Source organism: Arthrobacter sp. SW1 (genome assembly GCF_001766675.1).
GTDB lineage: Bacteria > Actinomycetota > Actinomycetes > Actinomycetales > Micrococcaceae > Arthrobacter.
This window is the reverse complement of record NZ_MJLT01000034.1, coordinates 170,562-196,871: the sequence shown is the minus strand read 5'-3', so window position 1 is coordinate 196,871 and position 26,310 is coordinate 170,562. Positions and strand designations below refer to the sequence as shown.

General features: G+C 67.2%; 22 protein-coding genes. 12 read left to right on the top strand and 10 right to left on the bottom strand.

The features are described 5' to 3' along the window. Positions 1-2: 2 nt before the first annotated feature. Entirely contained in the window at positions 3-1,298 is a 1,296-nt protein-coding gene (gene glyA, locus BIU82_RS12715) for a serine hydroxymethyltransferase (RefSeq protein WP_070349819.1), read from the bottom strand. A 265-nt stretch (positions 1,299-1,563) separates the two neighbouring features. On the opposite strand from glyA, the gene purU reads away from it, so the two are divergent. Genes purU through BIU82_RS12700 form a run of 3 tightly spaced genes read left to right on the top strand, consistent with a single transcriptional unit; the run spans position 1,564 to position 3,712 of the window. After that, complete coding sequence (gene purU / locus BIU82_RS12710) at positions 1,564-2,424, top strand: formyltetrahydrofolate deformylase (RefSeq protein ID WP_070349941.1); 861 nt, start codon at positions 1,564-1,566, stop codon at positions 2,422-2,424. A 37-nt stretch (positions 2,425-2,461) separates the two neighbouring features. Beyond that, a complete protein-coding gene (locus tag BIU82_RS12705) occupies positions 2,462-3,163 on the top strand; it encodes a class I SAM-dependent methyltransferase (RefSeq protein WP_070349818.1) in 702 nt (233 codons plus the stop codon). Positions 3,164-3,187: 24 nt separating this feature from the next. Beyond that, positions 3,188-3,712 (top strand): gamma carbonic anhydrase family protein, encoded by a 525-nt coding sequence (locus BIU82_RS12700; protein WP_070349817.1) that lies wholly within the window; start codon positions 3,188-3,190, stop codon positions 3,710-3,712. A 70-nt stretch (positions 3,713-3,782) separates the two neighbouring features. On the opposite strand, the gene BIU82_RS12695 is transcribed toward BIU82_RS12700, so the two are convergent. Together BIU82_RS12695 and BIU82_RS12690 are read right to left on the bottom strand one after the other, a co-directional pair. Then, the gene (locus BIU82_RS12695) at positions 3,783-5,516 is read right to left on the bottom strand and encodes an NAD(P)/FAD-dependent oxidoreductase (protein WP_171906542.1); all 1,734 of its coding nucleotides are present in this window, start codon (positions 5,514-5,516) and stop codon (positions 3,783-3,785) included. Further along, positions 5,516-6,946, bottom strand: coding sequence for an amino acid permease (locus BIU82_RS12690; protein ID WP_083292331.1), 1,431 nt, complete (start codon positions 6,944-6,946; stop codon positions 5,516-5,518). The genes BIU82_RS12695 and BIU82_RS12690 overlap by 1 nt, the downstream gene beginning before the upstream one ends. A 181-nt stretch (positions 6,947-7,127) precedes the next feature. Between BIU82_RS12690 and BIU82_RS12685 the strand changes: the two genes are divergently transcribed. Continuing rightward, complete coding sequence (locus BIU82_RS12685) at positions 7,128-8,834, top strand: PucR family transcriptional regulator (RefSeq protein ID WP_083292319.1); 1,707 nt, start codon at positions 7,128-7,130, stop codon at positions 8,832-8,834. Positions 8,835-8,845: 11 nt separating this feature from the next. On the opposite strand, the gene BIU82_RS12680 is transcribed toward BIU82_RS12685, so the two are convergent. Next, entirely contained in the window at positions 8,846-9,763 is a 918-nt protein-coding gene (locus tag BIU82_RS12680) for an NAD(P)-binding domain-containing protein (RefSeq protein ID WP_070349814.1), read from the bottom strand. 81 nt (positions 9,764-9,844) lie between these two features. Between BIU82_RS12680 and BIU82_RS12675 the strand changes: the two genes are divergently transcribed. Next, the gene (locus BIU82_RS12675) at positions 9,845-10,210 is read left to right on the top strand and encodes a helix-turn-helix domain-containing protein (protein WP_070349813.1); all 366 of its coding nucleotides are present in this window, start codon (positions 9,845-9,847) and stop codon (positions 10,208-10,210) included. Positions 10,211-10,291: 81 nt separating this feature from the next. Here the strand turns inward: BIU82_RS12675 and BIU82_RS12670 are convergent, their stop codons facing one another. The 3 genes from BIU82_RS12670 to BIU82_RS12660 form a co-directional block, all read right to left on the bottom strand. Next, positions 10,292-11,662, bottom strand: a complete 1,371-nt coding sequence (locus BIU82_RS12670) for an MFS transporter (RefSeq protein WP_070349939.1) — start codon at positions 11,660-11,662, stop codon at positions 10,292-10,294. 177 nt (positions 11,663-11,839) lie between these two features. Next, complete coding sequence (locus tag BIU82_RS12665; RefSeq protein ID WP_070349812.1) at positions 11,840-12,823, bottom strand: squalene cyclase; 984 nt, start codon at positions 12,821-12,823, stop codon at positions 11,840-11,842. Between the two features lie 63 nt (positions 12,824-12,886). Then, complete coding sequence (locus BIU82_RS12660; protein ID WP_070349811.1) at positions 12,887-13,681, bottom strand: nitrilase-related carbon-nitrogen hydrolase; 795 nt, start codon at positions 13,679-13,681, stop codon at positions 12,887-12,889. A gap of 200 nt (positions 13,682-13,881) precedes the next feature. Between BIU82_RS12660 and BIU82_RS12655 the strand changes: the two genes are divergently transcribed. The 6 genes from BIU82_RS12655 to BIU82_RS12630 all read left to right on the top strand — a co-directional run bounded on the left by BIU82_RS12655 (position 13,882) and on the right by BIU82_RS12630 (position 21,665). Then, a complete protein-coding gene (locus BIU82_RS12655) occupies positions 13,882-15,108 on the top strand; it encodes an ROK family transcriptional regulator (RefSeq protein WP_083292317.1) in 1,227 nt (408 codons plus the stop codon). Positions 15,109-15,273: 165 nt separating this feature from the next. Next, positions 15,274-16,863, top strand: coding sequence for a multiple monosaccharide ABC transporter ATP-binding protein (gene mmsA, locus BIU82_RS12650; RefSeq protein ID WP_070349810.1), 1,590 nt, complete (start codon positions 15,274-15,276; stop codon positions 16,861-16,863). Positions 16,864-16,884: 21 nt separating this feature from the next. Continuing rightward, positions 16,885-18,174, top strand: a complete 1,290-nt coding sequence (mmsB, locus tag BIU82_RS12645) for a multiple monosaccharide ABC transporter permease (RefSeq protein WP_070349809.1) — start codon at positions 16,885-16,887, stop codon at positions 18,172-18,174. Between the two features lie 91 nt (positions 18,175-18,265). Beyond that, on the top strand, positions 18,266-19,363 hold the full coding sequence (locus BIU82_RS12640) for a sugar-binding protein (RefSeq protein ID WP_070349808.1): 1,098 nt from the start codon (positions 18,266-18,268) through the stop codon (positions 19,361-19,363). A gap of 185 nt (positions 19,364-19,548) precedes the next feature. Further along, positions 19,549-20,976 carry an FtsX-like permease family protein gene (locus BIU82_RS12635; RefSeq protein WP_070349807.1) on the top strand — a complete coding sequence of 476 codons (1,428 nt, stop codon included), beginning with the start codon at positions 19,549-19,551 and terminating at the stop codon, positions 20,974-20,976. 2 nt (positions 20,977-20,978) lie between these two features. Next, complete coding sequence (locus BIU82_RS12630; protein WP_070349806.1) at positions 20,979-21,665, top strand: ABC transporter ATP-binding protein; 687 nt, start codon at positions 20,979-20,981, stop codon at positions 21,663-21,665. 42 nt (positions 21,666-21,707) lie between these two features. Here BIU82_RS12630 and BIU82_RS12625 read toward each other — a convergent pair whose 3' ends face one another. The 3 genes from BIU82_RS12625 to BIU82_RS12615 are packed head-to-tail and all read right to left on the bottom strand — an operon-like array spanning position 21,708 to position 24,808. Continuing rightward, positions 21,708-22,904 carry an FtsX-like permease family protein gene (locus tag BIU82_RS12625; protein WP_070349805.1) on the bottom strand — a complete coding sequence of 399 codons (1,197 nt, stop codon included), beginning with the start codon at positions 22,902-22,904 and terminating at the stop codon, positions 21,708-21,710. Beyond that, positions 22,901-23,599 (bottom strand): ABC transporter ATP-binding protein, encoded by a 699-nt coding sequence (locus tag BIU82_RS12620; RefSeq protein ID WP_070349804.1) that lies wholly within the window; start codon positions 23,597-23,599, stop codon positions 22,901-22,903. Before BIU82_RS12620 ends, BIU82_RS12625 begins: the two co-directional genes overlap by 4 nt. Positions 23,600-23,602: 3 nt before the next feature. Beyond that, positions 23,603-24,808, bottom strand: a complete 1,206-nt coding sequence (locus tag BIU82_RS12615; protein ID WP_070349803.1) for a hypothetical protein — start codon at positions 24,806-24,808, stop codon at positions 23,603-23,605. 154 nt (positions 24,809-24,962) lie between these two features. On the opposite strand from BIU82_RS12615, the gene BIU82_RS12610 reads away from it, so the two are divergent. Beyond that, positions 24,963-26,042 (top strand): Gfo/Idh/MocA family oxidoreductase, encoded by a 1,080-nt coding sequence (locus tag BIU82_RS12610; protein WP_070349937.1) that lies wholly within the window; start codon positions 24,963-24,965, stop codon positions 26,040-26,042. The last annotated feature ends 268 nt before the right edge of the window (positions 26,043-26,310 follow it).

Below are 26,310 nucleotides of genomic sequence, written 5' to 3'. Positions count from 1 at the left end.
GTTCACCACTGTTCGTGCTCGGGGTAAAGGGGGAAGTCTGCGGCAAGCTTGTCGACGCGGGCCTGCAGGGCCTCGACGTCGGTGGCGGAGCCGGCCTTGAGGGCGGTGGCGATGATGTCCGCGACCTCGGTGAACTCGGCAGCGCCGAAGCCACGGGTGGCCAGGGCGGGGGTGCCGATGCGCAGGCCGGAGGTGACCATCGGCGGGCGCGGGTCGAACGGCACGGCGTTGCGGTTGACCGTGATGCCCACGGAGTGCAGGAGATCTTCGGCCTGCTGGCCGTCCAGCTGGGAGTTGCGCAGGTCCACCAGGACGAGGTGCACATCGGTGCCGCCGGTAAGGACCGAGACGCCGGCTTCGGCGACGTCGGACTGCGTGAGGCGGTCGGCGATGATCTTGGCGCCTTCCAGGACGCGCTCCTGGCGCTCCTTGAATTCCGCGCTGCCTGCGATCTTGAAGGCCACGGCCTTGGCCGCGATGACGTGCATGAGCGGGCCGCCCTGCTGGCCGGGGAAGACGTTGGAGTTGATCTTCTTGCCGAACTCTTCCTTGGCGAGGATCACGCCCGAACGCGGGCCGGCCAGGGTCTTGTGCACGGTGGAAGTGACGACGTCGGCGTACGGCACCGGGCTCGGGTGCAGGCCCGCGGCCACCAGGCCGGCGAAGTGGGCCATGTCGGTCCACAGGTAGGCGCCAACCTCGTCCGCGATGGAGCGGAAGGCGGCGAAGTCGAGGTGGCGCGGGTACGCGGACCAGCCGGCGATGATGACCTGCGGCTTTTCGGCCAGGGCCTGCTCGCGCAGCTTGTCCATGTCCACGCGGAAGCTGTCTTCTTCCACCTGGTAGGCGGCAACTTCGTACAGCTTGCCGGAGAAGTTCAGCTTCATGCCGTGGGTCAGGTGGCCGCCGTGGGCCAGGGAGAGGCCGAGGATCTTGTCGCCCGGGTTGATCAGGGCGGAGAGGGCGGCGGCGTTGGCCTGCGCACCGGAGTGCGGCTGGACGTTGGCGAATTCGGCGCCGAAGAGGTCCTTGACGCGGCTGATGGCCAGGTTTTCGGCGACATCGACGTATTCGCAGCCGCCGTAGTAGCGCTTGCCCGGGTATCCCTCGGCGTACTTGTTGGTCAGTACGGAGCCCTGTGCTTCCATGACGGCGCGGGGGGCGAAGTTTTCGGAGGCGATCATTTCCAAGGTGCCGCGCTGGCGGCCGAGTTCCTGTTCCAGGACGGCTGCGATCTCGGGGTCGAGTTCGGCTAGCGGCTGGTTGCTGATGGTCGCGGAGGTGAGGTTGGTCGACACAAAGATCTCCTGGCTAGGCAACGTGGTACTACTCAAAGGTCAGGCTACCGTCTGGCATATCCCGAATGCCTCATAATTACGGGAAATTTTTATTGATGAGGCAGGGCGGGCCAAAGGTAAAACGTGACCCTCGGCCCAGGCGTACGATCCGTGGTCTTCATCCGTGCCGCTCCCTGGTGGTTCACCACCCAACGCCAGTCGCGACGGCTTTAACAGTACAGCAGCCGCGAACAGCACGGCAGCCGCGCGACGGTAGGCTTATGTGGTGATTGACTCCGCCCTTCCCGCATCGTTTGTTGTAACCCTGTCCTGCCCGGACCGCCCCGGAATCGTCCACGCCGTCGCCGGAGCGCTGCTCCAGGCCGGCTGCAACATCGCCGATTCCCAGCAGTACGGCAGTACCACCACCGGGAACTTCTTCATGCGCGTCGAGGCCACGACCTCCGCTACCCAGGATGAGCTGACCGCGGCCCTGGAGCCGGTGGCCGCGGAGTTCGGCATGAATTGGGACATCAACCCCGTGGGCCGCAAGCTGCGCACCCTCATCATGGGTTCCAAGGACGCCCACTGCCTCAACGACCTCCTGTTCCAGCAGCGCAGCGGCACCCTGCCCATCGATGTGCCCGCCATCGTGTCCAACCACCGCGACCTCGAAGGCCTGGCCGAGTTCTACGGCATCCCCTTCCACCACATTCCGGTCACCGCAGACACTAAGCAGCAGGCCGAGGCGCAGCTGCTGGACCTGATCAAGGAACACGACGTCGAACTGACCGTCCTGGCGCGCTACATGCAGGTGCTCTCCAACGAACTCTGCGCCGAGCTCAACGGCAAGGCCATCAACATCCACCACTCCTTCCTGCCGTCCTTCAAGGGCGCCAAGCCGTACCACCAGGCCCACGCCCGCGGCGTGAAGCTCATCGGCGCCACCGCCCACTACGTCACGGCGGACCTGGACGAGGGACCGATCATCGAGCAGGAAGTCATCCGCGTGGACCACGCCCGCACGGCGGCGCAGTTCGTGCAGATGGGCCGGGACGTGGAAGGCCGCACCCTGGCGCAGGCCGTGCAGTGGCACGCCGAGCACCGTGTGCTGCTGGACGGCAACCGCACGGTCGTCTTCAACTAGGAGCACCCTTCACCGGCAACGGGTCTAGCCTTGGAACATGGACGGAAACGCCCGGCACGGCGATCCTGAAAACGACCACGAGGCCGAGCTCGCGGCGTACTACAACCGTGAGGCCGCAGCCCGGGACGCACGGCCGCTGACCTCCCGGCGGGTGGCCTGCAGGGAATGGTTCACCCGGCTGCTCAAGTCCGAGCACCGCCATTCGCTGCTGGAACTGGGCTGCGGATCCGGCTGGGACGGCCTGGGCTTCGTCCAGGCCGGGCTGCACTACTGCGGCGTGGACCTCTCGGAGGAAAGCGTGCGGCTGGCCCGCACCAAGGGCCTGGACGCCTCCGTGGCCAGTGGCCGCGCCCTGCCGTTTGCGGATGCCGCGTTCCCGGCCGCCTGGACGATGAGCACCCTCCTGCACGTTCCTAACAGAGCAATTGACGACGTCGTCAGCGAACTCGTGCGGGTCACCGCACCGGGTGCGCCGCTCGCCGTCGGGCTCTGGTCAGGTGAGGATGACGAGGTGCTGAACCCGGAGGACGACATCGAACCGCGGCGCTTCTTCAGCCGCCGCAGCGACGCCACCGTGCGGGAAATTTTCGGCAGGCACGGCACCGTGGAGCACTTCGAAACCTGGCCGGAAGGCCAAGGCCCGGAGTCCGGTCCCGGCGCCGGGCAGTGGGTGCAGCACTACCAGTTCCTGGTGCTGCGGACCCCCGGTCACAATCCGCAGGGCCCGGCGCCCCAGTGAAGGGGCTCCGTTAAGCTTGCCAGCATGGCTCCCATTTACACTTTCGCCGGGGACACCCCGGAGATCCATGAAACGGCTTTCGTGGCCCCCAGCGCCTCGATCATCGGCAACGCCAGCCTGGGCGAAAACGCCAGCGCCTTCTACGGGGTGTCCGTGCGCGCGGATACCGCCGCCATCAGCGTAGGCGCGGGCTCGAACCTGCAGGACAACGTGGTGCTGCACGCGGATCCCGGCTTCCCCTGCACGGTGGGCGAGCGCGTCAGTGTGGGGCACTCCGCCGTCGTGCACGGATGCACTGTGGAAGACGACTGCCTCATTGGCATGAGCGCCACCATCCTCAACGGCGCGGTGATCGGCAGTGGCTCGCTCGTGGCCGCTGGCGCCGTCGTCCTGGAAGGCACGGTCATCCCTCCCCGCTCGCTCGTCGCCGGCGTCCCGGCGAAGGTTCGCCGGGAGCTCAGTGACGAGGAATTCGAGGGCGTGAAGCACAACGCCGCGCACTACGTGGAGCTCGCGGCGGCGCACAGGGACATGCACGCCGGCGGTTGAGCTTGGTTTCGACAGGCTCAACCACCGGGGGTTCGACAAGCCTGGTTTCGACAAGCTCAACCACCGGGGGTTAGTCCAGGCTGATCGGGCCGTACTCGGCAAGCAGTTCGCCGGGGCCGGGGTTGCCCGGAGCGGACGCACCGCCCAGGTGGTTCACGACGCCCCACACCGCGTTCAGGCCCGTCGTGACGGCGCCTTCGGCCCAGCCAGCCGTCCAGGAGACGTCGTCGCCGGCCAGGAAGATGCCACGGTGCTCCGGCGCCAGTGCGGACTGCTCGAAGTGCGTGTACAGGCGCTGCTGGTAGCGGTAGTGGCCCGGCAGGTTGGCCTTGAAGGCGCCCATGAAGTTGGGGTCGGCTTCCCAGGACACGGTGATCGGCTGGCCCACGATGTGGCTGCGGATGTCCAGGCCCGGGTAGATCTGCTCCAGGGAGTGGATCATGAGGTCCGCGCGCTGTTCGGCGTCCAGGCTCAGCCACTTCAGGGCGTCGTCGTTCCAGGTGTAGGAGAGCAGGATGACGGCGGGCTGGTCCGGGCCGTTGTCCAGAAGGTAGGTGCCGCGGGTGAGGCGGTCGGTCAGGGTCATGGACATGACTTCCTGGCCGGTCTTCGGGTCGCGATCCTTCCAGAACGGGCGGTCCACCATCACGAAGGTCTTGGAGGACTGCATGTAGTGCGAGCGCTCGATCGCGGTCCACAGCTCGGCCGGGAAGAGTGCTTCCTCGGTCTTGATGCGGGTGGACAGCAGCCAGGACTGGCAGGTGGTCACGACGGCGGCGTATTCCGTGGTGCGGCCCCAGCGTTCGGTGACGGCGATCCGGGAGGTGGGGGCGCCGTCGTCGTCCTTCACGCGGGCGATTGCCGCCACGGCGCCGCGCGGCGAACCGGAGTGCAGGGACGCCAGGGAGGTGCCGTCCGGCCAGTGGACCATGCCCGACGGCGCGTGGTTCCAGAGTGCCTCGGGCAGCCGCTGCGCTCCCCCGGCGATGCCGCGGTGGTGGTCGTCTGCGTCGGTGTACACGACGCGGAGGATTTCGAGGATGGAGTTGGGGAAGTCGGTGTCCCAGCCGCCGGTGCCGAAGCCCACCTGGCCGAAGGCTTCACGGTGCGCGAAGCCGGCCTCCTTGAAGGCACGGCTCTTGGCCACGAAGCCGGAGAAGGTCTCCTCATCGAAGTCCTCCAGCAGCCCGTTCCACAAGTCCTTGATCCGGGCGGTGTCCCGGGCCTTGATGGCTTCCTGCATCTCTTCGAAGCGGGCGTCTTCGCGCAGGGCGGCGCGCCAGGCATCTGCCACTTCGTGGAAGAACTCCGGCAGGTCCGTGGCCTTTTCGGCGTAGAACTTCTCGCCTTTGAGCTCGATCACCGTGCTGGAGGTGGGCGGTGCCAGCGGGTTTGGGAAGTCCTGGGTTTCGAGGCCCAGCTTGTCGATGTAGTGGTACAGCGCCTTGCTGGAGACCGGGAAGCGCATGCCGCCGAGGTCCGCCACCACGCCGGGCGCGGCCGGGAAGGAGGCGGTGCGCAGGCGTCCGCCGATCTGGTCGGCCTCGTAGACCACGGGCTTGAGGCCGAGCTTCATCAGTTCGTAAGCGGTGACCAGGCCGGAGACGCCGGCGCCGACCACAGCCACCTCCGTGCCGTGGAGCTCTTCCGGGATGCTGCCCAGGCCGGCCGGGTTCTCCAGGTAGTGGTCGTAGCTGAACGGAAAGTCCGGGTTCAGCATGGTGATGGGCGCAGCGCCGTCCTGCTCCGGGGCACCAGGGAGGTCCGAGGGAACGGCTGCGGGCAATTCGGTGGCGGTGGTCATCAGAGTTCTGCCTTCGCGGTTGCGGGGTCGTTGGGAACCCCGGCGGATAGTTCACGGTAGTCCTGCTCGCTGAGGGCGGCTACCTTCGAGTGTCGGCGTCCGTAGCCGAAGTAGATGGCGGCACCCACCAGCATCCAGCCACCGAAGGTCAGCCAGGTGTCGACGCCCAGGTTGGCCATCAGGTAGGCGCACATCAGCGTGCCCAGGATGGGAGTGATGGGGTACAGCGGCACGCGGAAGTTGCGCTTGAGGTCCGGGCGGTTGCGGCGCAGGTAGATGACGGCGACGTTCACCAGGGCGAAGGCGAAGAGTGTGCCGATGCTGGTGGCGTCCGCCAGCGCGCCGAGCGGCACGAATCCGGCAGTGAGCGCGACGGCGATGCCCACGATCAGCGTGCCGGCCACCGGGGTGCCGGTGCGGCGGGAGACGCGGCCGAAGATGCCCGGGACCATGCCGTCGCGGGACATGGAGAGCAGGATGCGGGTCTGGCCGTAGAGCACGGTGAGGACGATCGAGGCGATGGCCAGGACGGCGCCGACGGCGAACACGAGGGCGATCCACGGCTGGTGGGTGGTCTCTTCGAGGATCTGCACCAGGGCGGCTTCCGTGCCGTCGAACCAGTTCCAGGGGCGGGCGCCGATGGCGGCCACTGCCACCAGGACGTAGATGGTGGTGACGATCAGCATGGACAGCATGATGGCGCGGGGCAGGTCGCGCTTGGGGTTCCGGGCTTCTTCGCCTGCGGTGGAGGCGGCGTCGAAGCCGATGTAGGAGAAGAACACGGTGGAGGCGGCGGCGGAAACGCCCGCGGCGCCCATCGGGAGGAGCGGTTCGAAGTTGCCGGCGTTGAAGGCGGTGAAGGCCACGGCGCAGAAGAAGACCAGGATGCCCACCTTCACGGCAACGATCGCGGTGTTGATCCAGGCACTTTCCTTGGCACCCCGGACCAGCAGCAGCATGGCCAGGACCACGATCACCACGGCGGAGAGGTTCACCGCGCCGCCTTCGCCCGGAGGTGCGGCCAGGGCATCCGGAAGGGCCAGGCCGAAGATGTTGAGCGTTTCGTTGACGTACTGGCCCGCTCCGACCGCGACGGCGGCCACGGAAACGGCGTATTCGAGGACCAGGCACCAGCCGCAGATCCAGGCCATGCCTTCGCCCATGGTGGCGTAGGAGTAGGAGTAGCTGGAACCGGCCACCGGCACGAGTCCGGCCATTTCGGCGTAGGACACGGCGGACAGCAGGGCCGCGATGCCGGCGATCACGAAGGAGATCCAGATGGCGGGGCCGGCCAGCGGCACGGATTCGCCCAGGATCACCAGGATGCCGGTGCCGAGGGTGGCACCCACGCTGATCATGGTCAGCTGGAAGACGCCGAAGCTGCGGCGCAGCGCGGTGCCGCCTTCGCCGTTGCCGGCCTCCTGGACCATCTGGCCGATGGGCTTGCGGCGCAGCAACTGTGCGCCGAGGCCGGGGCGGCCGGCCTTTGTTGCGGGGTGGGCGGACACAGTCACCGTTGACGTCCCTTCGAAGTGCGTGCGATTTCCTTGGTCAACGGTATCTTGTGAGCCAGCTCTCAAGATGGTGCAAAGTGACCTATAGTCAACTTACATGAGACGTAATGCACACGAAGAACCGGCCCCGGCCGGGGCTTCCGGAGACTCCGCCGGCGCAGTGTCCGCGCCGCCGGAAGGCCCGCTCGGCGCCGTCACGCTGGAGCAGCTGCTCGCCACCCTGCCGCCCGGGATGCGGATCCTGCACGACGCCGGCAAGGGAGCCGCCGCCGAACCGCTGCGCTGGGTGGAACCCAGCGAGCTGGAAGACCCCACGCCCTATGTTCCGGAGGGCGAATTCCTGCTGACCGCGGGCCTGCCGTTCCGCGGCGACGGCGGCACCCCGGAACGGCTGGACGCCTACGTCCGGCGCTTGGTGGCCGCGAAGGTGCGCGCCTTGGGCTTCGGCGTGCGGCCCTATTTCGACGACGTCCCCGAAGGCCTGCTCGATGCCTGCCGCCGCCACGGCCTCACCCTGATCGAGGTCCCGGAATCCATACCGTTCGCCGCGATCGGCCTGGAGTTCTCGCAGCTTCTGGAATCGGACAACGCGAAGGCCTTCCGGCAGCTCGCGGAGATCAACCGGCAGCTCATGCGTGCCGTCCTCTCCCCCAGGCCCGAACACGAGCTACTGGCCGCCCTCGTCCAGCGGGTTCCGGTGTGGGCCCAGCTGTTCGGCGCGGACGGCCGCGTGCGCGCCCGGGCGCAGAGCATCAGCGGAACGGCAGGGAGCGGCACCGCAACGTCCGTCGGCCCGGCCGGCGGCAGCTCCGGCGTCGACCTTTCACTGCTGGAGCCGATGCTGCAACGCCTGCTCTCCGGCAGCGGTCCGCGCGTGGAGATGGACGGCTTCGAGCAGCCGGGCTCGGCCATGGTGTTCGGCCATCCGCTGCGCAGCACCAAGGACGCCAACCTGGGCGCGCTCATCCTCGGCTCCGACCACGCCCTGACCCCGGCGCAGAACAGCGTGGTGCAGTCGGTGGTGGGCCTGCTGGAGCTGCTGGTCCGGCAGCGCACCAGCGGATCGCTCGCGCCCAGCCAGCTGGCCACGGCGCTGCTACTGCATCCGGACAGCTTGGAGAGCGGGAGCACGCGCCACGTGAACGGCCTCAAGGACCTGCTGGCGCAAAGCCTGTCCTCCAGCCGTTCCGCTGCCGTGCGCGTGGTGCAGGGCATCAAGGCTGATTCCCCCGAATGGCCAGCCGGGGACAGCCCGGTGCGTGAGCTGCTGCAATGGCGGCGGCTCTTCGACACCAAGCTCGTGGAAATCACCGACTACGGATTCGCTGCAATCACCCGCCTGAAAGTGGACGACACCCTGGTGGCCGAGATCGAGAAACTCGGCTGGCGGCTGGTAATCGGGGACGCCACGGAGCTCGGTGGCCTGCCCGCCGCGTACCAGCGCGCTTCCTCGCTGCGCGCCCGGGTCCAGTCCAGCGGGCGCAGCGCCAGGGTGGACGAGGTCAGCTGGAGCGTCACGGGCCTGCTGGGGCGGGAGGCAGGGACCATGCTCGCCTCCCGCCTGCTGGAGCCTTTGTTGGGGCTCGACGCCGGCAAGCGGGACCCGCTGCTGGCTGTCCTCCGCGGCTGGCTGGCCGAGAACGGCAGCTGGGACGGTACGGCCAAACGCATGGGCCTGCACCGCAACAGCGTCCGTCGGCAGATCGGGCAGCTGGGCGAATTGCTGGGCCTGGACCTCAACGACGCCAACGCCCGGGCCGAGCTGTGGATCGCGCTGCAGTACACGGACGGGCTGCTGGATTAGCCTTGGCTGGATTAGCTGCGGGCGGCGGCGTAGCGCGGTGCGCTGATGCCGCTGATGATCCGGGTCCAGCCGTCCGTGCCGCCGCCGTCGGCGATCGCCTTGCGGTAGTGCTCCTGCACGGCGGCGGGCAGGGCGGTGTCCACTCCGACGCTCCTGCTTGCTGCGAGGATGTGGTCCGCAGTGGCGCCCATCATGATCACGTTGCTTCCTTCGCCCGGGTGCTCGCCGGCGTCGATGCGGGCGCCGAGCCTGCCGATCCCGTCGGGGGCGATCATGTCCGGGATGGCATGGAAGAGCTGGAGGACCTCGGGCAGGAAGTCTTCGGCGGTGATGCCCGCCGAACCCACGAGCGCGGTGGCGTGCGCGAAGCCGGACAAGGTGGTGAGGAAGAGGTCCAGGTGCGCCTGGTACATCAGCTGCGCCCGCCCGGGATCAGCTCCCAGGAAGCGGGGGCTGCCGATCCGTGCCAGGGTTTCCTGGTGCGGGACAAAGGCTTCTTCGTCCCCGCTGTAGTAGGCGTAGGCACGCTCCGTCCCGATCATCGGGGCGGGAACCATCACTCCGCCGGTCAGGAAGGACGCTCCGTGCGAGCGTGCCCAGTCAGCGGCTTCCCGTGTCGCGGCTGGCGTGTCTGAGCTGAGGTTCACGAGGGCCCGGCCGCGCAGCGACGCCGTTGCGCCGCCCAGGATGTCGTACATGGCCTGGTAGTCGGTCAGGCTGAGGAGGATGAGTCCGCTTGCCTCCAGCGCCTCTTCCGGCGAGGCGGCCAGCCGGGCGCCGGCCGCCACCACGCCGTCGGCACGGCGAGGGGTCCGGTTCCAGACCGTCACGGGGTGGCCGGCGTCGAGGAGGGTGCGGGTCATGGCTTGGCCCATGGGGCCGAGGCCGATCACGGTAACGGATGCGGGGCTTGATGCGGTGAGTGTCATGCCTCCATGCTGGTGGAGTCATGGTTATTCGGTAAGTACCCACTAATTACTGGGGTACTTACCAATTAGTAAGGGGGCAGGGTGGCCAAGTCGCCAAGAACCGGGCCGTACATCTGCGGGATCGACGCCGCGCTGGACGTCGTGAGCGGCAAGTGGAAGGGCCTGGTCCTGTGGGAACTCCACTCACATGGCATCCGGCGTTTCGCCGAACTCCGCCGCGCGCTTCCGGGCGTCAGCGAGAAAATGCTCACCCAGCACCTGCGCGAAATGGAAGCAGACGGCCTCATCCACCGACAGGTATACGCCGAGGTTCCGCCGAAGGTGGAGTACTCATTGACCGACGCCGGCGCCTCCCTCAACGAGGCCCTGCTTCCCCTCGGCGAATGGGGCCGCGAGCGCGTGCGCAGCCAAGGGCTCGAGGTCACCGAGGCGCCGCAGGCATCCTGAGTCCGGCCGACCGACCCGGAGGATCCAAGCCCTGGCGCTGACTCGACGTCAGCGCCAGGCCCGGTGTCAGTCAGCGCCCCGTCAGTGGGAGAAGTCTGCTGAGATCTCCGCGAGGGTGCGTCCCTTCGTCTCCGGCGCGAGCCATTGCGAAAGGACTGCACCGAGGAATGCGACGGCGGCGGCAACCACCATGCTCGGACCCATGCCGAAATTGCTGATCGCCCACGGCAGGGCGAAGGTGCCGAGTGCTGCTCCGATGCGGCTGAAGGCCGCTGCAAAGCCCATGCCGATCCCACGGAGATGGCCCGGGAACACCTCTGCCGGATAGACCTGGGTCATCGTGGTGTAGCCGGCGTTGAAGAAGGAGAACGCGAGGAACAAGGCGAGCACGAGGATCGCCGGCGCTTCCGCCCAGACTCCGATGACCAGCAGGATGCCGGCGCAAATCCACTGGCCCGGCACGGTGAGGATCCGGCGCCCGAGCCTGTCGATGAGGAGGACCGTGATGACGACGCCGGCCGCCGCGAGTGCGGACAGGCCGACCCCGCCGGCCCAGCCGCCTCCGAAGCCGAACTGCTTGAGCACTTCGTCAGCGAAGGTCGCGATCGCGAAGTACGGCGTGACCGCGCAGAACCAAAAGCCCGCGGTAAAGAGGGTGGTGCGCCAGTATTGCCGGGAGAACAGCATTCCGAAGGAGGGGCCTTTGATCTTTGTCCGGCTCTTCGCGGCTTCGGCTTCCTGGATCGCCCTCAGGTCGATCTCTTCGGTGATGCTGTCATGCATCTGGGGCGATTCGATGTACCTGTGGGCGATCACGAGTGCTTCCTCGTGCCGTCCTTTCGTAATGAGCCAGCTCGGCGATTCGGGGAGGCCGATGCGGGCCACGAACAGCAGGACCGCGAGGATCGTGCTCGTACCGATGACCACGCGCCATGGCGTGCCGGCATCGTGAAGGAGCGTGCCGACGATGAACGCCACCATGAAGCCGACGTACCAGGCGATCAAGGTCAGCCCGAGCAGCCGTCCGCGGAGTTTTGGAGGAGAGAACTCTGATAGCAACGGCCCGCCGATGGAGTATTCGCCACCGATCGCGACGCCCATGAAGAACCGGATGATGGCCAGCTGGATCACGGCTCCATCTCCGGACGTCACGAAGAACTGGGCTGCCGAGGCGGCCACGAACAGGCCCATGTCCACGAGGAACATGGGTTTGCGTCCGAACTTGTCGGTGGCCCAGCCTGCCAGCGGGGATCCGACGAAGATGCCGACCAGCGGGCCGGCGGCGATCAGGCCCAGGGACAACTCATTCAGCTGGAGATCCGAGCGCATGAGTCCGGTGACGGGGCCGATGATCCCGAGGATGTACCCGTCGAGGAACATGCCCCCGATGAAGACAGCGACGAGCCGCACCATGAAGCGGCGTTTGAAGCTGGAACTGGTCTCTTTTGGCATGGGGGCGGATGACTTGGGAGTGTCCGCGGACGTTGCAGTCCCGGCCGGATAGCTCATTGAGAATTGTTCCCTTCTGGTTTCCGCGCTAGCGATGTGACATACAACTCATATATCAGAAGCCTAAGAGTGAGTTCCGCCACAGGCAAGAATATGACTTGGCCCATAAGTAACCGGGCTTTACCCCAGCCGCGCCCCGTCCCACCACTCCAGGACGCGCGCGCCGTGGAGGGTCAACCACTTGGACGGCTGACCCGCAGGCGCATCGATCTCGAACCACACCTTGCCCGGATGCCTGCGCTCCTGGATCCAGGTCCCGTCCGGCTGCCGCGCCGCGCGGATCAGCTCGATGGCATCGGCAAGGCGCGGGTCCGGCGTCGGGCGGTTGGCTTCAGCGCCGTCATGCAAGGCCGCAGCGCGGAAGTAGTCCGCCGCATTCAGTGCGCTGTAGAACCAGCGGAAGGGGTAGGCGAAGCGGCAGGGCCAGTCAGCCACCTGCTCCCCCGTGGCCAGGCGGTACAGCAGGCGCCGCTCCAGCAGGTATTCCTCGCCTGAGTGCCGGGCTGCGGTCAGCTCCGCGTTCCCGAAGCCCACCTGCTCGAAGTACAGCAGGCCCTTCAGCACGTTGAGTGTGGAGTGGAAGGACGAGCGGGTGGAGCCTTCCACCCACTCACAGTTCCACCCGCCGTCGGGCAGCCGGTGCTCCACGAACCAGGGGGCCAGGCCGGACACGTCCGCACCCAGCCACGCACCGTTGGCGAGCGTAAACGCGTTGATGCAGCAGTCCACCTCGCCGTCCCAGTACGGCAAGTCGTCATATTCCCAGCGGCTGTTGGCCAACAGCCGCTCCGCCGTACCGGCCAGCTCTTCTGCGTCCACGCCCCAATCGCGCAGGGCGTTCAGTGACCAGGTGGTGGCGGTCCAGGGCTGGCCTTCTTCGTCCGGGGCGAACTGGTAGCCGCCGGGAAAGTAGGCACCGCCGTCCCATTGGCCGTCCGGGTCCTGCAGCTCCAGCAGCCTGGCACCGAAGCCTTCCCGTGCCACCTTGGCCCGGGTCTCCCGCCACACCTCCGGCGCGGCCCCGGCGAGGTCCCGTTCCACCTGCCAGCGCAGGGCGGGGTCGGAATCCAGCAGCCAGTCAAGAGGGACAGGGTCGGTGGCCATGGCGGGGAGGTTAGCAGCCCGTGCCGTCGGGGTCCATGGCTAAGGGACCTTTCAGTTCCAGGATCACGGCTCCCAGCGCCGGTAGACCTCCGGGCGGCGCTCCCGCAGGTAGGGAACCTTGTCCCTCGCGGCACGCGCATCGGCAGCCGAGACCTCCGCGAACACGAGCTCCGCTTCGCCGCCCGCGGCAGCCAGCAGCCCGCCGTCGGGCCCTGCCACCACGCTGCCGCCGAGGAAGTCGCAGCCGTCTTCCTGCCCGCTGTGGTTCGCGTACGCCACGGTGAGCTGGCTTTCCAGGGCGCGGGCGCGCAGCAGCAGCTGCGGGACCTCGTCGAAGCCGGCGGACAAGGCGGTGGGCACCAGGAGGAGCTCGGCACCGCGGCCGGCGGCCGCGCGAACGGCCTCGGGGAACTCGACGTCATAGCAGATCAACAGCGAGGCCTGCAGTCCCTCAAAGCCGACGACGGCGGGAGCTTCCGACGCCGGGCTGAACGCCTTGCGTTCGTCATCGCCGAAGAGGTGGACTTTCGCGTAGTCGAGGAGGCTTTCGCCGTTGCGGTCCAGGAAGGTGGCGGTGATGCGGTGCGCGCCTCTGCCGTCGCGGACGGGAAGGCTGTAGACGAGGCCGATGCCGTGGCGGCGCGCGATTCCGGCCAGCCGCTCCCTGATCTGCGGGACCGAGGAGTAGTCGAACTCCGCAGCGATCCGCAACGGGGCGTAGCCTACGGGGAACAGCTCGGGCGTGAGGAGCAGGGCCGCACCGGCGGCAGCGGCGCGGCCGGCAGCCTGGTCGATCACGTCAAGGTTGGCATCGACATCCAGGACTGCGGCATTGTCCTGCAGCATGGCCAGCAGCATCTTTACCCCTTCAATGGCTCGCTCGTTGGTGGCACGGCGTGGTGTTCCCACGATACGCAGTACGGACGCGGGACAAGGGGGATGATTGGACCCGGATCGGCTGATTCAGGGACGGAACGCACCGGCTTGTACTCAATTGCGAGCCGTGCGCTTGTGTTAACTTCTTGACTGCAAATGTGCTTTTGGTGCACGCTTCATAAATGCCCGCAATGACGCGCTCGGCAACGAGCTCCCGCAAGAACCCCGGCTCGCAAGCAGCCCCCGGCTCCCGATCGGCCCCGGGGTCCCAGTCCGCGCTGCGCCACCTCAACCAGCAGCGCCTCATCGAGTGCCTGCTCAACGGACCGGCCACGCAGGCGGAACTGTCGCGGCAGACCGGACTCTCCACGGCCACGGTGTCCAACATCGTCAAGATCATGCAGGGCGCCGGCCTGGTCTCCACCGAACCGGTCACCAGCTCGGGGCGGCGTGCGCTGAGCGTACGGCTCAACAGCCACGGAGCGGTCGCCGTCGGCATCGACTTCGGGCGGCGCCACCTGCGGGTGGTCCTGGCCTCGCTCGGCTACCAGGTGATTGCCGAGGAAACCGTCACCCTCCCCTTGGGCCACCACGCCGAAGAGGGCATCGCGGCCGCCGTCGAGCTCCTGGCGAAACTGCTGAAGGAAAACGGCGTGGAACGGCGGGCGGTGGTGGGCGCCGGGGCCGGCATCGCCGGGCCGATCGACCGCCGGACAGGCACTGTGGCACAAGGGGCCATCCTTCCGGAATGGGTGGGATTCCAGATCCTCGAAAGGCTCGAACGGGCCCTTGACCTGCCCGTTTACGTGGACAACGACGCCAATCTCGGCGCCCTGGCCGAGGTCACCTGGGGCCCACACAGCGGCATCGGGGACCTCATGTTCCTGAAGATCGGTTCGGGCATCGGCGCAGGGCTGATCGTCAACGGTGCGCCCTACTACGGGGCGGTGGGAATCACCGGAGAAATCGGCCACGCCACCATCCACGAATACGGCGCCATCTGCCGCTGCGGAAACCGTGGATGCCTGGAAACCCTCGCTTCGACAAGCACCATGATCGAACTCCTCGGCAAGACCGCGGGCAAGGACCTGGAACCCGAGGACATCGTGCGCAACGCCCTCGCCAAGGATCCGGCAACCCTGCGGGTGATCGACGACGCCGGGCTGGCGGTAGGCCGCGCGCTGGGCAATGTGGCCAACCTGATCGGCCCGGAAGTGATCGTGGTGGGCGGACCCCTCGCCGGACTGGGCGATGTGCTGCTGGAGCCGATCCGGCGCGGGCTGGTCCGCCACGCCGTGCCGGTCATCGGCGAAACCACGCAGCTGACCATGTCCTCCCTCGGAGCCCGGGCCGAGGCCCTGGGTGCGGCGGCGCTGGTGTTCCAGCACGCGGGCATCAGCACCGGCTAGCGGCAGCGCCGCCGCCGGGCGCGGAGCCGCCCGGAAGCGGACCACCGAAAAAGTCTTGCGTTCAACTCTTGACGACAAGACCCGTGATCCAGTTTACTTTTTCATCAGATAGCCCCGGATTCCTTCCGGGAGACAACGACGTCAGGCATTGGAGGCGTAGGGCCTATGACGATCCCCACCACGCACAAGGATCCGCTGATCCTCGAAATGCGGTCCATCACCAAGGAGTTCCCCGGGGTGAAGGCCCTTTCGGACGTGAACCTCCGGGTCAAGGCAGGCGAAGTCCACGCGATCTGCGGCGAAAACGGCGCCGGCAAATCCACACTCATGAAAGTCCTGTCCGGGGTCTACCCCTACGGCAGCTACAGCGGCGACATCGTCTACCAGGCCGAGGTCCAGCAGTTCAAGGACATCCGGGCCAGCGAACACGCAGGCATCGTGATCATCCACCAGGAACTGGCCCTCATCCCCGAACTCTCCATCACGGAGAACATCTTCCTGGGCAACGAACCCACCAAGCGCGGCGTGATCGACTGGGCGGAAGCCCGCCGTCGTTCGCTCGAACTGCTGGCCCGCGTGGGCCTGCGCGAAAACCCGGACACCCCCGTCAAGGAAATCGGCGTCGGCAAGCAGCAGCTGGTGGAAATCGCCAAGGCCCTCAACAAGTCGGTCAAGCTGCTCATCCTGGACGAGCCCACCGCAGCCCTCAACGAATCCGATTCCCAGCACCTCCTGGACCTCATCCTGGGCCTCAAGGGCAAGGGCATCACCTCGATCATCATTTCCCACAAGCTCAACGAGATCGAACAGATCGCCGACTCCATCACGATCATCCGCGACGGCAAGTCGATCGAGACGCTGGACGTCAAGGGCGACGGCGTGGACGAGGACCGCATCATCAAGGGCATGGTGGGCCGTTCCCTCGAATCCCGCTTCCCGGACCACACCCCGGACATCGGCGAGGTGCTGCTGGAGGTCAAGGACTGGACCGTCGGCCACCCGCAGGTCCAGGACCGCCTCATCTGCAAGGGCTCCAACTTCACGGTCCGCAAGGGCGAGATCGTTGGCTTCGCAGGCCTGATGGGCGCCGGCCGCACGGAACTAGCCCGCAGCATTTTCGGCCGCTCCTACGGAAACTTCATTTCCGGCCACATCTACAAGAACGGCAAGGAACTGCACATCCGCAACGTTCCGCAGGCGATCGACGCGGGCCTGGCCTACGTCACCGAAGACCGCAAGGTCCTGGGCCTGAACCTGCTGGACGACATCAAGACCACCACGGTCTCCGCCAATCTGAAGGCCATCACCAAGGGCCTGGTGGTGGACGAGCGCAAGGAATTCTCGGTGGCCGAGGGCTACCGCAAGAGCATGCGCACCAAGGCCCCCACCGTGAACGAGGGCGTCGCCAAGCTTTCCGGCGGCAACCAGCAGAAGGTGGTCCTGGCCAAGTGGATGTTCACGGATCCGGACATCCTGATCCTGGACGAACCCACGCGCGGCATCGACGTCGGCGCCAAGTTCGAGATCTACGGCATCATCCAGGAGCTCGCCCGGCAGGGCAAGGGCGTCATTGTGATTTCCTCCGAGCTGCCGGAACTCCTTGGCCTCTCGGACCGGATCTACACGATCTTCGAAGGCGCCATCACCGGGGTGCTGGACAAGAAGGACGCCACCCAGGAAAGCCTGATGAAACTCATGACCTCCGCGGCACGCCCCAACGGCAACGGCACCGCAACCCAGACTCTGAACGCATAGCCCGCAAGGACGGAAACCCCTATGAATGCACTCAAGCGGATCTTCGGCGGTGACACCCGGCAGTTCGGCATGATCATCGCCCTCGTGGCTTTGGTCCTGTTCTTCCAGCTGTTCACCGGCGGCAAGGTCCTGACCCCCACCAACATGATCAACCTGTTCAACGGCAACTCCTACATCCTGGTGCTTGCCATCGGCATGGTGATGGTCATCATCGCCGGCCACATCGACCTCTCGGTCGGTTCCGTGGCCGCCGCCGTCGGCATCGTGGTGGCGATCGCCATGCGGGACTGGGGCATCCCCTGGTACCTGGGCATCGTGCTCGGCCTCGTCCTGGGTGCCGTGATCGGCGCCTGGCAGGGCTTCTGGGTGGCCTACGTGGGCATCCCGGCGTTCATCGTCACACTGGCCGGCATGCTCCTCTTCCGCGGCCTCAACCAGTTCGTGGGCAAGTCCCTCACCGTCCCGGTGCCGGATGAATTCCGCGTGATGGGCTCCGGCTTCCTCCCGGAAATCGGCGACTTTGCCCGCTACAACGCCCCCACCGTGATCCTCGGTTTCCTGCTGGTGGCCGGCGTGGTCTTCATGGAATTCCGCAAGCGCCGCATCGAAGCCAAGACCGGTGCCGAGCAGGATCCGCTGTGGGTTCCGATCGTGCGCCTGACCCTCCTGGCCGCCGCCATCCTCTACGTCACCTGGCTGTTCTCCACCGGCCGCTACGGCACCTCCTTCCCGGTGTCCGGCCTGATCCTGGTTGGCCTGGTTGCACTGTATGTCTTCATCACCACCAAGACGGTCCTGGGCCGCCACGTCTACGCGGTGGGCGGCAACCGCCACGCCGCCGAGCTCTCCGGCGTCCGCTCCAAGAAGGTCAACTTCCTGGTGATGATGAACATGTCCATCCTGGCTTCCCTGGCCGGCATGATGTTCGTTGCCCGTTCCACCAGTTCCGGCCCGGCTGACGGCGTCGGCTGGGAACTGGACGCCATCGCGGCCGTATTCATCGGCGGCGCAGCGGTTTCCGGCGGCGTGGGCACCGTGATCGGCTCGATCGTCGGTGGCCTGGTCATGGCGGTCCTGAACAACGGCCTACAGCTGCTCAGCGTCGGCGCCGACATGCAGTCGATCATCAAGGGCCTCGTCCTGCTGATCGCCGTCGCGATCGACGTCTACAACAAGAGCCAGGGCCGCCGTTCCATCATCGGCATGCTGATGAGCGGCCTGAAGAGCAACCAGCCCGTCACTGCGGCGGACGAGACCACCAAGACCAGCGAAGTGATCGCCGCTCCCGAACCGGCGGAACCGGCCAAGTAAACCCGCGACGGCGCCACCCGGCAAAGCGGCACACCCCGCCGGCCCGGCGCCTCTGGACACAGCGTCACTGGACACAGAAAGAGAAGCAACCATGCGTAAATTCGCAAAAACCCTGACCGTCCTCGCGGCAGTAGCGACCCTCTCCCTCACCGCGTGCGGCCGTTCCGATTCCGACGCCGAAGCAGCCAAGGCGGGCACCGCCCTCAGCGGCTTCCCGCAGGACTCGGTCATCGGCGTCGCGCTTCCCAAGAAGACCTCCGAAAACTGGACCCTCGCGGAGAACCTCTTCAACGACGGCCTCAGCAAGGCCGGCTTCAAGCCGAACGTGCAGTTCGCCAACAACGGCGTCTCCGAGCAGCAGAACCAGATTTCCACCATGATCACCGCCGGTGCGAAGGTCATCATCGTCGGCGCCGTGGACGGTGCCCAGCTCGGCACCCAGCTGCAGCAGGCCAAGGACGCCGGCGCCGTCATCATCGCGTACGACCGCATGCTGACCAACACCAAGGCGATCGACTACTACGTGGCCTACGACAACTTCAAGGTGGGCGAGCTCCAGGGCCAGGCCCTGCTCAACGGCATGAAGGCCAAGAAGCCCTCCGGCCCGTACAACATCGAGCTCTTCGCCGGTTCGCCGGACGACGCCAACTCGAAGGTCTTCTTCGACGGCGCCATGAGCGTGCTGAAGCCGAAGATCGACGACGGCACCCTGAAGGTGGTCTCCGGCCAGGCCGACTTCACCAAGGCCGTCACCCAGGACTGGAAGCCGGAGAACGCCCAGCGCCGCATGGACGCACTGCTCTCCGGCAGCTACGCCAGCGCCACCCTGGACGGCGTCCTCTCCCCCAACGACACCCTGGCCCGGGCCATCCTGACCTCCGCCAAGTCCGCCGGCAAGCCCACCCCGGTGGTCACCGGTCAGGACTCGGAAGTCGAATCCGTGAAGTCGATCATGGCGGGCCAGCAGTACTCCACCATCAACAAGGACACCCGCAAGCTGGTGGAGCACGCCATCACCATGGTCAAGGACCTGCAGCAGGGCCTGGCGCTGGAGATCAATGACAACCGCAACTACAAGAACGAGTTCAAGCGCGTTCCGGCCTACCTGCTTCCCCCGGTGATCGTCACCAAGGAGAACGTGAAGACCGCGTACGTGGACGATCCGGTGCTCGGCCCGATCACCAAGTAGCCGCACGAAACTGATGCCCGGCCCTTTGTGGGGCCGGGCATCACGTGTTTAAGCGGCTGCCGATGACACAGCCCGAACAGTTACACAGCACAAACACAGCTTGGCGCTGATACTTGCACAGGCCCGCACGCGACTCTTGGAACCGGCGCCGGCCCTCCCGGCCGGCACATATCCCTAGGAGAACCGTGAGTGTCCTTGCCCGCAGCGTCGGCAATGCCTTCCGCAACAAAATCAGGACGGCCGCCGTGGTGGCGGTACTGGCCGTCGCCATCGGCCTGGCACTGTCCATGCTGGTGGCCAACCAGGCCGTAGGAGCCAAAGTCCAGGAGCTGAACGCCTCCGTCGGCACCACGCTCACGGTCAACCCCGCCGGCGGGCAGGGCTTCGAAGGCGGCGGAGAGCCCCTCACCTCGGCCGATGCCGCCACCGCGGCGGCCGTCCCCAACGTCACCTCCGTCGTGGGAACCAAGGCGCTCCGGCTCCGCACCGAAACCACGACGGCGGGAAGCACCGATCCTGCCGACGGAGCCGCCCAGCCCGGTCCCGGCGGTCCAGGCGGGCAGGCAGCGAGCCTCACCACCAGCCTGGTGGCCGCCGTCGACGCCGGAACCCTCGGCACCCGGAACAACGCGGGAAACAGCGGCAGCACAGCGGCACGCACCTTCACCCTGCCCATCACCGCCACCGGCATTGCCGCAGAGGTGGATACGGCCGGCAAAGCCCTGGAGATCACCAGCGGCACGGGCCTGGGTGACTACACCGTGGCGGGCACCAAGGCCCTGGTGGGAACCACCCTCGCGGAGAAGAACCTGCTCAAGGTGGGCTCCACCTTCACGATCGCGGACAAGACCTACACCGTGACGGGCGTCTTCGACGCCGGCACCGCCTTCGGCAACAACGCCGTCTACCTGACGCTGCCCGAGGCGCAGGCCCTCGCCGGAACCCCCGGTGAGCTCTCCAGCATGGTGGTCACGGTCAACAGCATGGAGAACGTGGACACCACGAAGACTGAGTTGCAGGAAGCCCTCGGCTCCGGCAAGGCGGATGTCACCCAGGGACAGCGCAACCTCGAAACCGCCGTAGCGTCCCTGGACAGCGTCAAGGGAATCTCCCTGGTGGCCTTCATCGCGGCCCTGGCAACCGCGGGGCTGATCATCCTTCTCATCATGGTCATGCTGGTTCGCGAACGCCGCCGCGAGATCGGCGTGCTGAAGGCCATTGGTGCCCGCAACCGCACCATCGGGCTGCAGTTCGTCCTCGAAGCGCTCGTCCTGGTGGCGCTCGGCAGCGTGGTGGGTGCGGCGATCGCGTCCTTCGCCAGCGGGGGCATTGCCTCGGCCCTCGTCAGTTCCAACAGCGCGGCCGGCACCACCGGGGCCGCGGCCCAGCGCGGCCCCGCTGGCGGCTTGCCAGGTGGAGCTTTCCCGGGCGGCGGCCAAGGCGGTCCCTTCGGCGGCGCATCCCAGTTGCTCACTTCCGTCACGGCGAATGCCTCCCCTGGAGTGATCGCCGCCGGCATCGCAGCTGTCTTCGCCGTCGCCGTCGTCGGGGCGCTCGTCCCGGCGCTCCTCACGGCCCGCATCCGCCCCATCGAAGTCCTCCGAGGAGAATAGCCATGATTGAAGTCAAGGATCTGGTCCGCCGGTTCAAGTCCGGCGACCGCACCATCACGCCGGTCAACGGCGTCAGTTTCGAATTCGGAAAGGGCTCGCTGGCGTCCATCGTGGGCAAGAGCGGCAGCGGCAAGAGCACGCTGTTGTCCCTCCTGGGTGCGCTGGACAAGCCCACCAGCGGGGACGTCGTCGTCGATGGCGTCAGCCTGGCGGGCCTCCCGGACGGCAAGCTGACCGAGTACCGCCGCCGGGACATCGGCTTCGTGTTCCAGCAGTTCAACCTGATACCGAACCTCAGCGCCCTGGACAACGTCATGCTGCCCATGGAGTTCGCCGGGATCCGCAAGGCGGCGCGGGCGCAACGGGCCAGGGAACTCCTGGAACAGGTGCAGCTGGAGCCGGAGAAGCATACCCGCCGCACCAACCGGCTTTCCGGCGGCGAGCAGCAACGCGTGGCGATCGCCCGGGCACTGGCCAATGAGCCCAAGCTCATCCTCGCCGATGAGCCCACCGGAAACCTGGACGAGCAGACCGGTGAACACATCATCGAGCTGCTCAGTTCGCTGAGCCGCGACCACAACACCACCATCCTGGTGGTCACCCATGACCGCGGCCTGGCGCAGAAAACCGACCGCCGCTTCCGGCTGCAGCAGGGTCGGCTGAACGAAGAGGTGACCGCCGGAAAGTGACGGCCTCCGGTCCGGGGCAGCCGCCGGGAGCCGGCGGCTGCCTCAGAAACGGATCGCGTCGATCACCTTGACCCGCACGGCCACGAGCGCCGGGATCGCCCCGGCCAGGGCACCGACCAAAACGGCGGCGCCGAAGCCCAGCATGGCCGCTTCGATCGGGAATGGCGGGTACTCATCGAGCCCCGGTGCCACCTTGGACTGGATCCACGGGTTCTTCACGACGGCGATCGATAGCATCACGCCCGCAATTCCGGCCACGCAGCTGGCCACGAGCGACTCCATCATGACGCCCACGAAGATCCGGCCCGAGGTGGCGCCGAAGCTGCGGCGGATGCCGATCTCGCGGACCCGGTAGCGGATGGTCACCATCGAGATGTTCAGCATGCCCATGGCGCCGAGGAGCAGGACCAGCCCGGCCACGGCCCCCACCACGATCTGCGCCATGGCCAGCGGGTCGCCCTGCGCGGCGTAGTCCTGGCGGAAGACGTTGGCGTTCGCGCCCGGGAACTGCGCCTGGAGGTCCATCTGGATGGCCTGCACCAGGGTTTCTGCCTGCTCGTCCTGGAGCCACACCTTGAACTCGCCGAACCCTGCGGTGATGCCTGCCGCAGCGGCCGAGTCCCGCAGCATGAACGCCGACGGCGGCATCCCCTCGTACATGTCCGGAACCACGCCGATGATCACCGCGGTGGTCTCCTGTCCGCCCGCTGTCTTCACCTTCGGGTTCTGCACCAGGTCCGGCCTGCCGGCCGCGTTATAGAACGCCTCGGAAACCACGACGGCGGGGGCCAGCCGCTTCGCGTCGTCGTCCGCGAACCAGCTGCCCTGCCGCATGTCGATCCGGTGGATGACGCCGTAGCCCGGGTCCACCAGCGTCATCTGCACGTCCTGGACGCCCTGCGGGAACTGGAACTTCGCCTGGCTCTGGCCCACATTGGTCCAGTAGCTGATGCCGTAGCGTTCCACGATGCCCTGGTAGGCCTTGTCCATCCGGGCAGGATCCAGTGGGCCGGTGGGCCCGTACACGCTGATGCCGACGGTCGCGGTACGGCCTCCTTGGCGCTCGGACTGGACCTTGAAGCCTTCCCGGGCGAGATCGCCCACGCCCACCACGGAGGTCAGCGCGGCGACGGACACCGCCACGGCCACCAGCGCCAGGAGGATGCGCACCTTGTTGATGCGCAGTTCCTGCCAGGCCTCCACCAGGGCCGACGCAATGCCGGAAACAAAGCCGCTCATGCCGGCACCCCTTCCAGTGCCTGGAGCACGCCGGAATCGAGGCGGTACCGGGAGCGGGCCAGGGCCGCCACATTGTGGTCGTGGGTGATGGTCACCAAAGCCGCCTCGGACTCACTGGCCACGGTATCGAGCAGGGCCATGACGGACTGCCCGGTTTCGACGTCGAGCGCTCCGGTGGGTTCGTCGGCGAGGATCAGCCGGGGCCTGCGCACCAGCGCCCTGGCGATGGCGATCCGTTGCTGTTCACCGCCGGACATCATGTTCGGCTTGGCGTCGGCGCGGGCGGCGAGGCCCACCCGGTCCAGCATCTCCATGGCCAGCTCACGGCGCCGCCAGAAGTCCCGGCCTTTGGCGTAGAACAGCGGCATCATCACGTTGTCCAGGGCGCTGCGGCCCTGCAGCAGGTTGAACTGCTGGAACACGAAGCCCACGGTGGAGCCGCGCAGGCGGGCGCGGGCGTTGCTGCCGATCCGCCGCACGGGGGTGCCGAGGAAGTCGAGTTCGCCGCTGGTGGGCACATCCAGCAGGCCCAGGAGGTTCAGCAAGGTGGACTTTCCGCAGCCGGAGCGGCCCAGGATAGCTGTGTGGTCACCGCTCGCAATGTCCAGGTCCACGCCCCTCAGGATGTGCAGCTCTTGGTCGTCCGGCAGCACCACCGTGCGGGTGACCCCGCGCAGGCTCAGCAAGGTTTCCATGCCCTAGCCGCCCATCATGGCGGGTGCACCCTGGCCAGGCATGGCGGGACCCGCGGCGCCGGGGACGAACTCAAGGACCTGTTCGCCTTCGGCCAGGCCGGAGACGACTTCCACCTTGGTGCCGTCGCTCAGGCCCAGCTTTACGCGGCGCTGTTCGGGTTCCGGCACCGGACCGCCGGCAGCTTCGCCGCCTGCCGGACCGTCCGCCGGAGCGCCAGCACCGGGGGCGCCGCCTGCGTCGCCGGCCGGGGCCGAAGCCATCCACACGATGCCTTCCTTCACGCTGCCCTTGACCGCGCTGAGCGGGACCGTGATGACGTTCTTCGCTTCGCCGGCGGTCACGGTCATGGTGGCGCCAAGTCCCGCGAACACTTCGGTCCCCGAAGGAACGGCGCAGCTCAGGGTGCCGGTGGCCGGGCCGTTGTCCTGCGGTGCTTCGCCACCGCCCGGGATCGCGACGGCGGCAGGCGCCGCCGCGGCGAGCTGCAGCGCTGCGCCGGGCGCGGCCATGCCGGCCGCACCGCCGCCGGTACCCGCACCGCCGCCGGAGGCTCCGGCGTCGGAAGCGTTGTTCTTCACGGTGACCTCGGGGCAGCTGAACGGGGCGGGGCCGCCGGTGAGCGCGATCTCCGCCGAGGCCGGCTTGCCGAGGAGGCGGAACTGCTGGGCGGCGTTGATCTGCCCGGACACGGTGTACGTCCCCGGATCCACCTTGCCCACGGCCTCGCCCACGGTCACCTGCTGGTCAATGAGGACGCCGAGCTCGCTGACCTTGCCGCTGGCCGGGGCGGGCACGTCCGTGTAGGTGTAGACGGGCTCCTGGGGCGCTGCTTCCGCCGGCTCCTCACCCTCGCCGGATTCGGCCGGCACCACGGGTTCGCGTGGCTGTTCGCTGCGTACCTGGATCACGGGCTCGCCCTTGGCCACAGTGGTTCCGGCTTCGCGGTAGATGTACACCACCGTTCCGGCGGCGGTGCTCCGGACGGACTGGGCCGGATCGTTCTGCACGGTGGCCTTGAGCTGCACGGTGTTGGTGACGGTGGCGCGGGCCGCGGCGACCACCGGCGTTTGCACCTGGGCCATCGGCGCGGGACCGGAATCCTCGGGCTTCAGGCCGTCAATAAAAGCCATTTTCACCAAGGCCACGGCAATGACCGCAAAAACCAGCAGCCACGCCACCGGCAAAACGACACGTCGGAAGACGTTCATCCCTGCTCCGTTCGGTAACTCCCCACAGAAACTCTCTGCGCGGGATGATCTCCCCACAGCCTAAACGTACCGATCGGTATGTTTGTGTAGCCGGAAGGTTGATTTCGCTGGCCGATCGGAGGAAACCGTCCGGCCCGGTGAGAGGATGGGCACCATGAGCAAGCACATCGCCACTCCGTGGCTGTTCACCCAGGAAGACCAGGACCCGCGGAGCGCCACCGGAAAGACGCTGCGATGGGGCATCATCGCCACGGGCGGGATCGCCAAGACGGTGGCCGGGGACCTGGTGCAGCTCGCCGACGCCGAGTTGTACGCGGTGAGTTCCCGCGCCCAGGAGACCGCGGATGCGTTCGCCGCGACGCACGGGGCGAAGAAGGCGTACGGGGACGACGGCGGCCTGCACGGCTACCAGCGTTTGCTCGCCGATGACGCGGTGGACGTGGTGTATGTCGCCACCCCGCACGCACAGCACTACGAGGTGGCCAAGGCCGCCCTTGAAGCCGGCAAGCATGTGCTCTGCGAGAAGGCCCTGACCATCAACGCCCGCGAAGCCGTCGAACTGGTGGAGCTGGCCCGCGAGCGCAAACTCTTCCTCATGGAAGCCATGTGGAGCCGCTTCCTGCCAAGCATGCAGCGCGCCTTCGCCATCGCGGCGTCCGGCGAGCTGGGCGAGGTGAAGTGGGTCAGCGCAGATCTCGGCTTCCCGGCCCCCTACGACCCCGCGGCACGGATCTGGTCTCCGGCAGACGGCGGCGGAGCCCTCCTGGACCTCACCATCTATCCCCTGCTCTGGGCGTGGGGAACCCTTGGCGCGCCGCAGTCCGTCAGCGCGGTGGGCACTCTGAACCACGACGGCGTGGATTCCCAGAACGCGCTGACCCTCGGCTACGACAACGGCGCCATCGCGCAGCTGACCTCCTCGCTCCTGGCCCATGGGCCGCGTTGCGCCTCGGTGGCCGGCTCGGAAGGCTTCCTGCAGACCCACGGTTCGGTCAACAATCCACGCGAGCTGCATATCCGCACGGGGTGGGACGAACCGCGGATCGAACGCTTCGACGTCGTGGGCGTCGGCTACACCTATGAGCTGCGCGAGGTGACGCGCTGCGTCCAGCAGGGCCTCACACAGAGCCCGGTGATGCCGTGGGAGGATTCGCTGGACACCATGCGTTTGTTCGATGGCGTCCGCTCCCAGTTGGGTGTGCGCTACGCCAACGATCTGCCCAAGGGCGCATAAACAAGGGCGCCTAAAGCGGGGAATATGACCTGTTCTGTCACGCAGGCTTGGCAGCTTCCATACCGCCAACCTGTTCCCGTCACTCCCGGGGCGCGAAAATGACAGTTGACGTATTGATTTGGCGGGTATATGGACCCGCCGATTTCCGCGGTCCTACCATGTACGCAACCGTTGAATCTGATTCAGGGGGCTGGGGGCGTCAGATTAATGGCTGCGCAAAGCCGCATAGCTGCTTCGGAAACCACGGCTATTGCTCCGACGGGATGGC

Coding starts and splice junctions, on each gene's coding strand:
- BIU82_RS12705 (WP_070349818.1), top strand. CDS start 2,462: ATGGACGGAAACGCCCGGCACGGCGATCCTGAAAACGACCACGAGGCC.
- BIU82_RS12700 (WP_070349817.1), top strand. CDS start 3,188: ATGGCTCCCATTTACACTTTCGCCGGGGACACCCCGGAGATCCATGAA.
- BIU82_RS12695 (WP_171906542.1), bottom strand. CDS start 5,516: ATGACCACCGCCACCGAATTGCCCGCAGCCGTTCCCTCGGACCTCCCT.
- BIU82_RS12690 (WP_083292331.1), bottom strand. CDS start 6,946: ATGGTCCAGGAGGCCGGCAACGGCGAAGGCGGCACCGCGCTGCGCCGC.
- BIU82_RS12685 (WP_083292319.1), top strand. CDS start 7,128: ATGAGACGTAATGCACACGAAGAACCGGCCCCGGCCGGGGCTTCCGGA.
- BIU82_RS12680 (WP_070349814.1), bottom strand. CDS start 9,763: ATGACACTCACCGCATCAAGCCCCGCATCCGTTACCGTGATCGGCCTC.
- BIU82_RS12670 (WP_070349939.1), bottom strand. CDS start 11,662: ATGCCAAAAGAGACCAGTTCCAGCTTCAAACGCCGCTTCATGGTGCGG.
- BIU82_RS12665 (WP_070349812.1), bottom strand. CDS start 12,823: ATGGCCACCGACCCTGTCCCTCTTGACTGGCTGCTGGATTCCGACCCC.
- BIU82_RS12660 (WP_070349811.1), bottom strand. CDS start 13,681: ATGCTGCTGGCCATGCTGCAGGACAATGCCGCAGTCCTGGATGTCGAT.
- BIU82_RS12655 (WP_083292317.1), top strand. CDS start 13,882: ATGCCCGCAATGACGCGCTCGGCAACGAGCTCCCGCAAGAACCCCGGC.
- mmsA (WP_070349810.1), top strand. CDS start 15,274: ATGACGATCCCCACCACGCACAAGGATCCGCTGATCCTCGAAATGCGG.
- mmsB (WP_070349809.1), top strand. CDS start 16,885: ATGAATGCACTCAAGCGGATCTTCGGCGGTGACACCCGGCAGTTCGGC.
- BIU82_RS12640 (WP_070349808.1), top strand. CDS start 18,266: ATGCGTAAATTCGCAAAAACCCTGACCGTCCTCGCGGCAGTAGCGACC.
- BIU82_RS12630 (WP_070349806.1), top strand. CDS start 20,979: ATGATTGAAGTCAAGGATCTGGTCCGCCGGTTCAAGTCCGGCGACCGC.
- BIU82_RS12625 (WP_070349805.1), bottom strand. CDS start 22,904: ATGAGCGGCTTTGTTTCCGGCATTGCGTCGGCCCTGGTGGAGGCCTGG.
- BIU82_RS12620 (WP_070349804.1), bottom strand. CDS start 23,599: ATGGAAACCTTGCTGAGCCTGCGCGGGGTCACCCGCACGGTGGTGCTG.
- BIU82_RS12615 (WP_070349803.1), bottom strand. CDS start 24,808: ATGAACGTCTTCCGACGTGTCGTTTTGCCGGTGGCGTGGCTGCTGGTT.
- BIU82_RS12610 (WP_070349937.1), top strand. CDS start 24,963: ATGAGCAAGCACATCGCCACTCCGTGGCTGTTCACCCAGGAAGACCAG.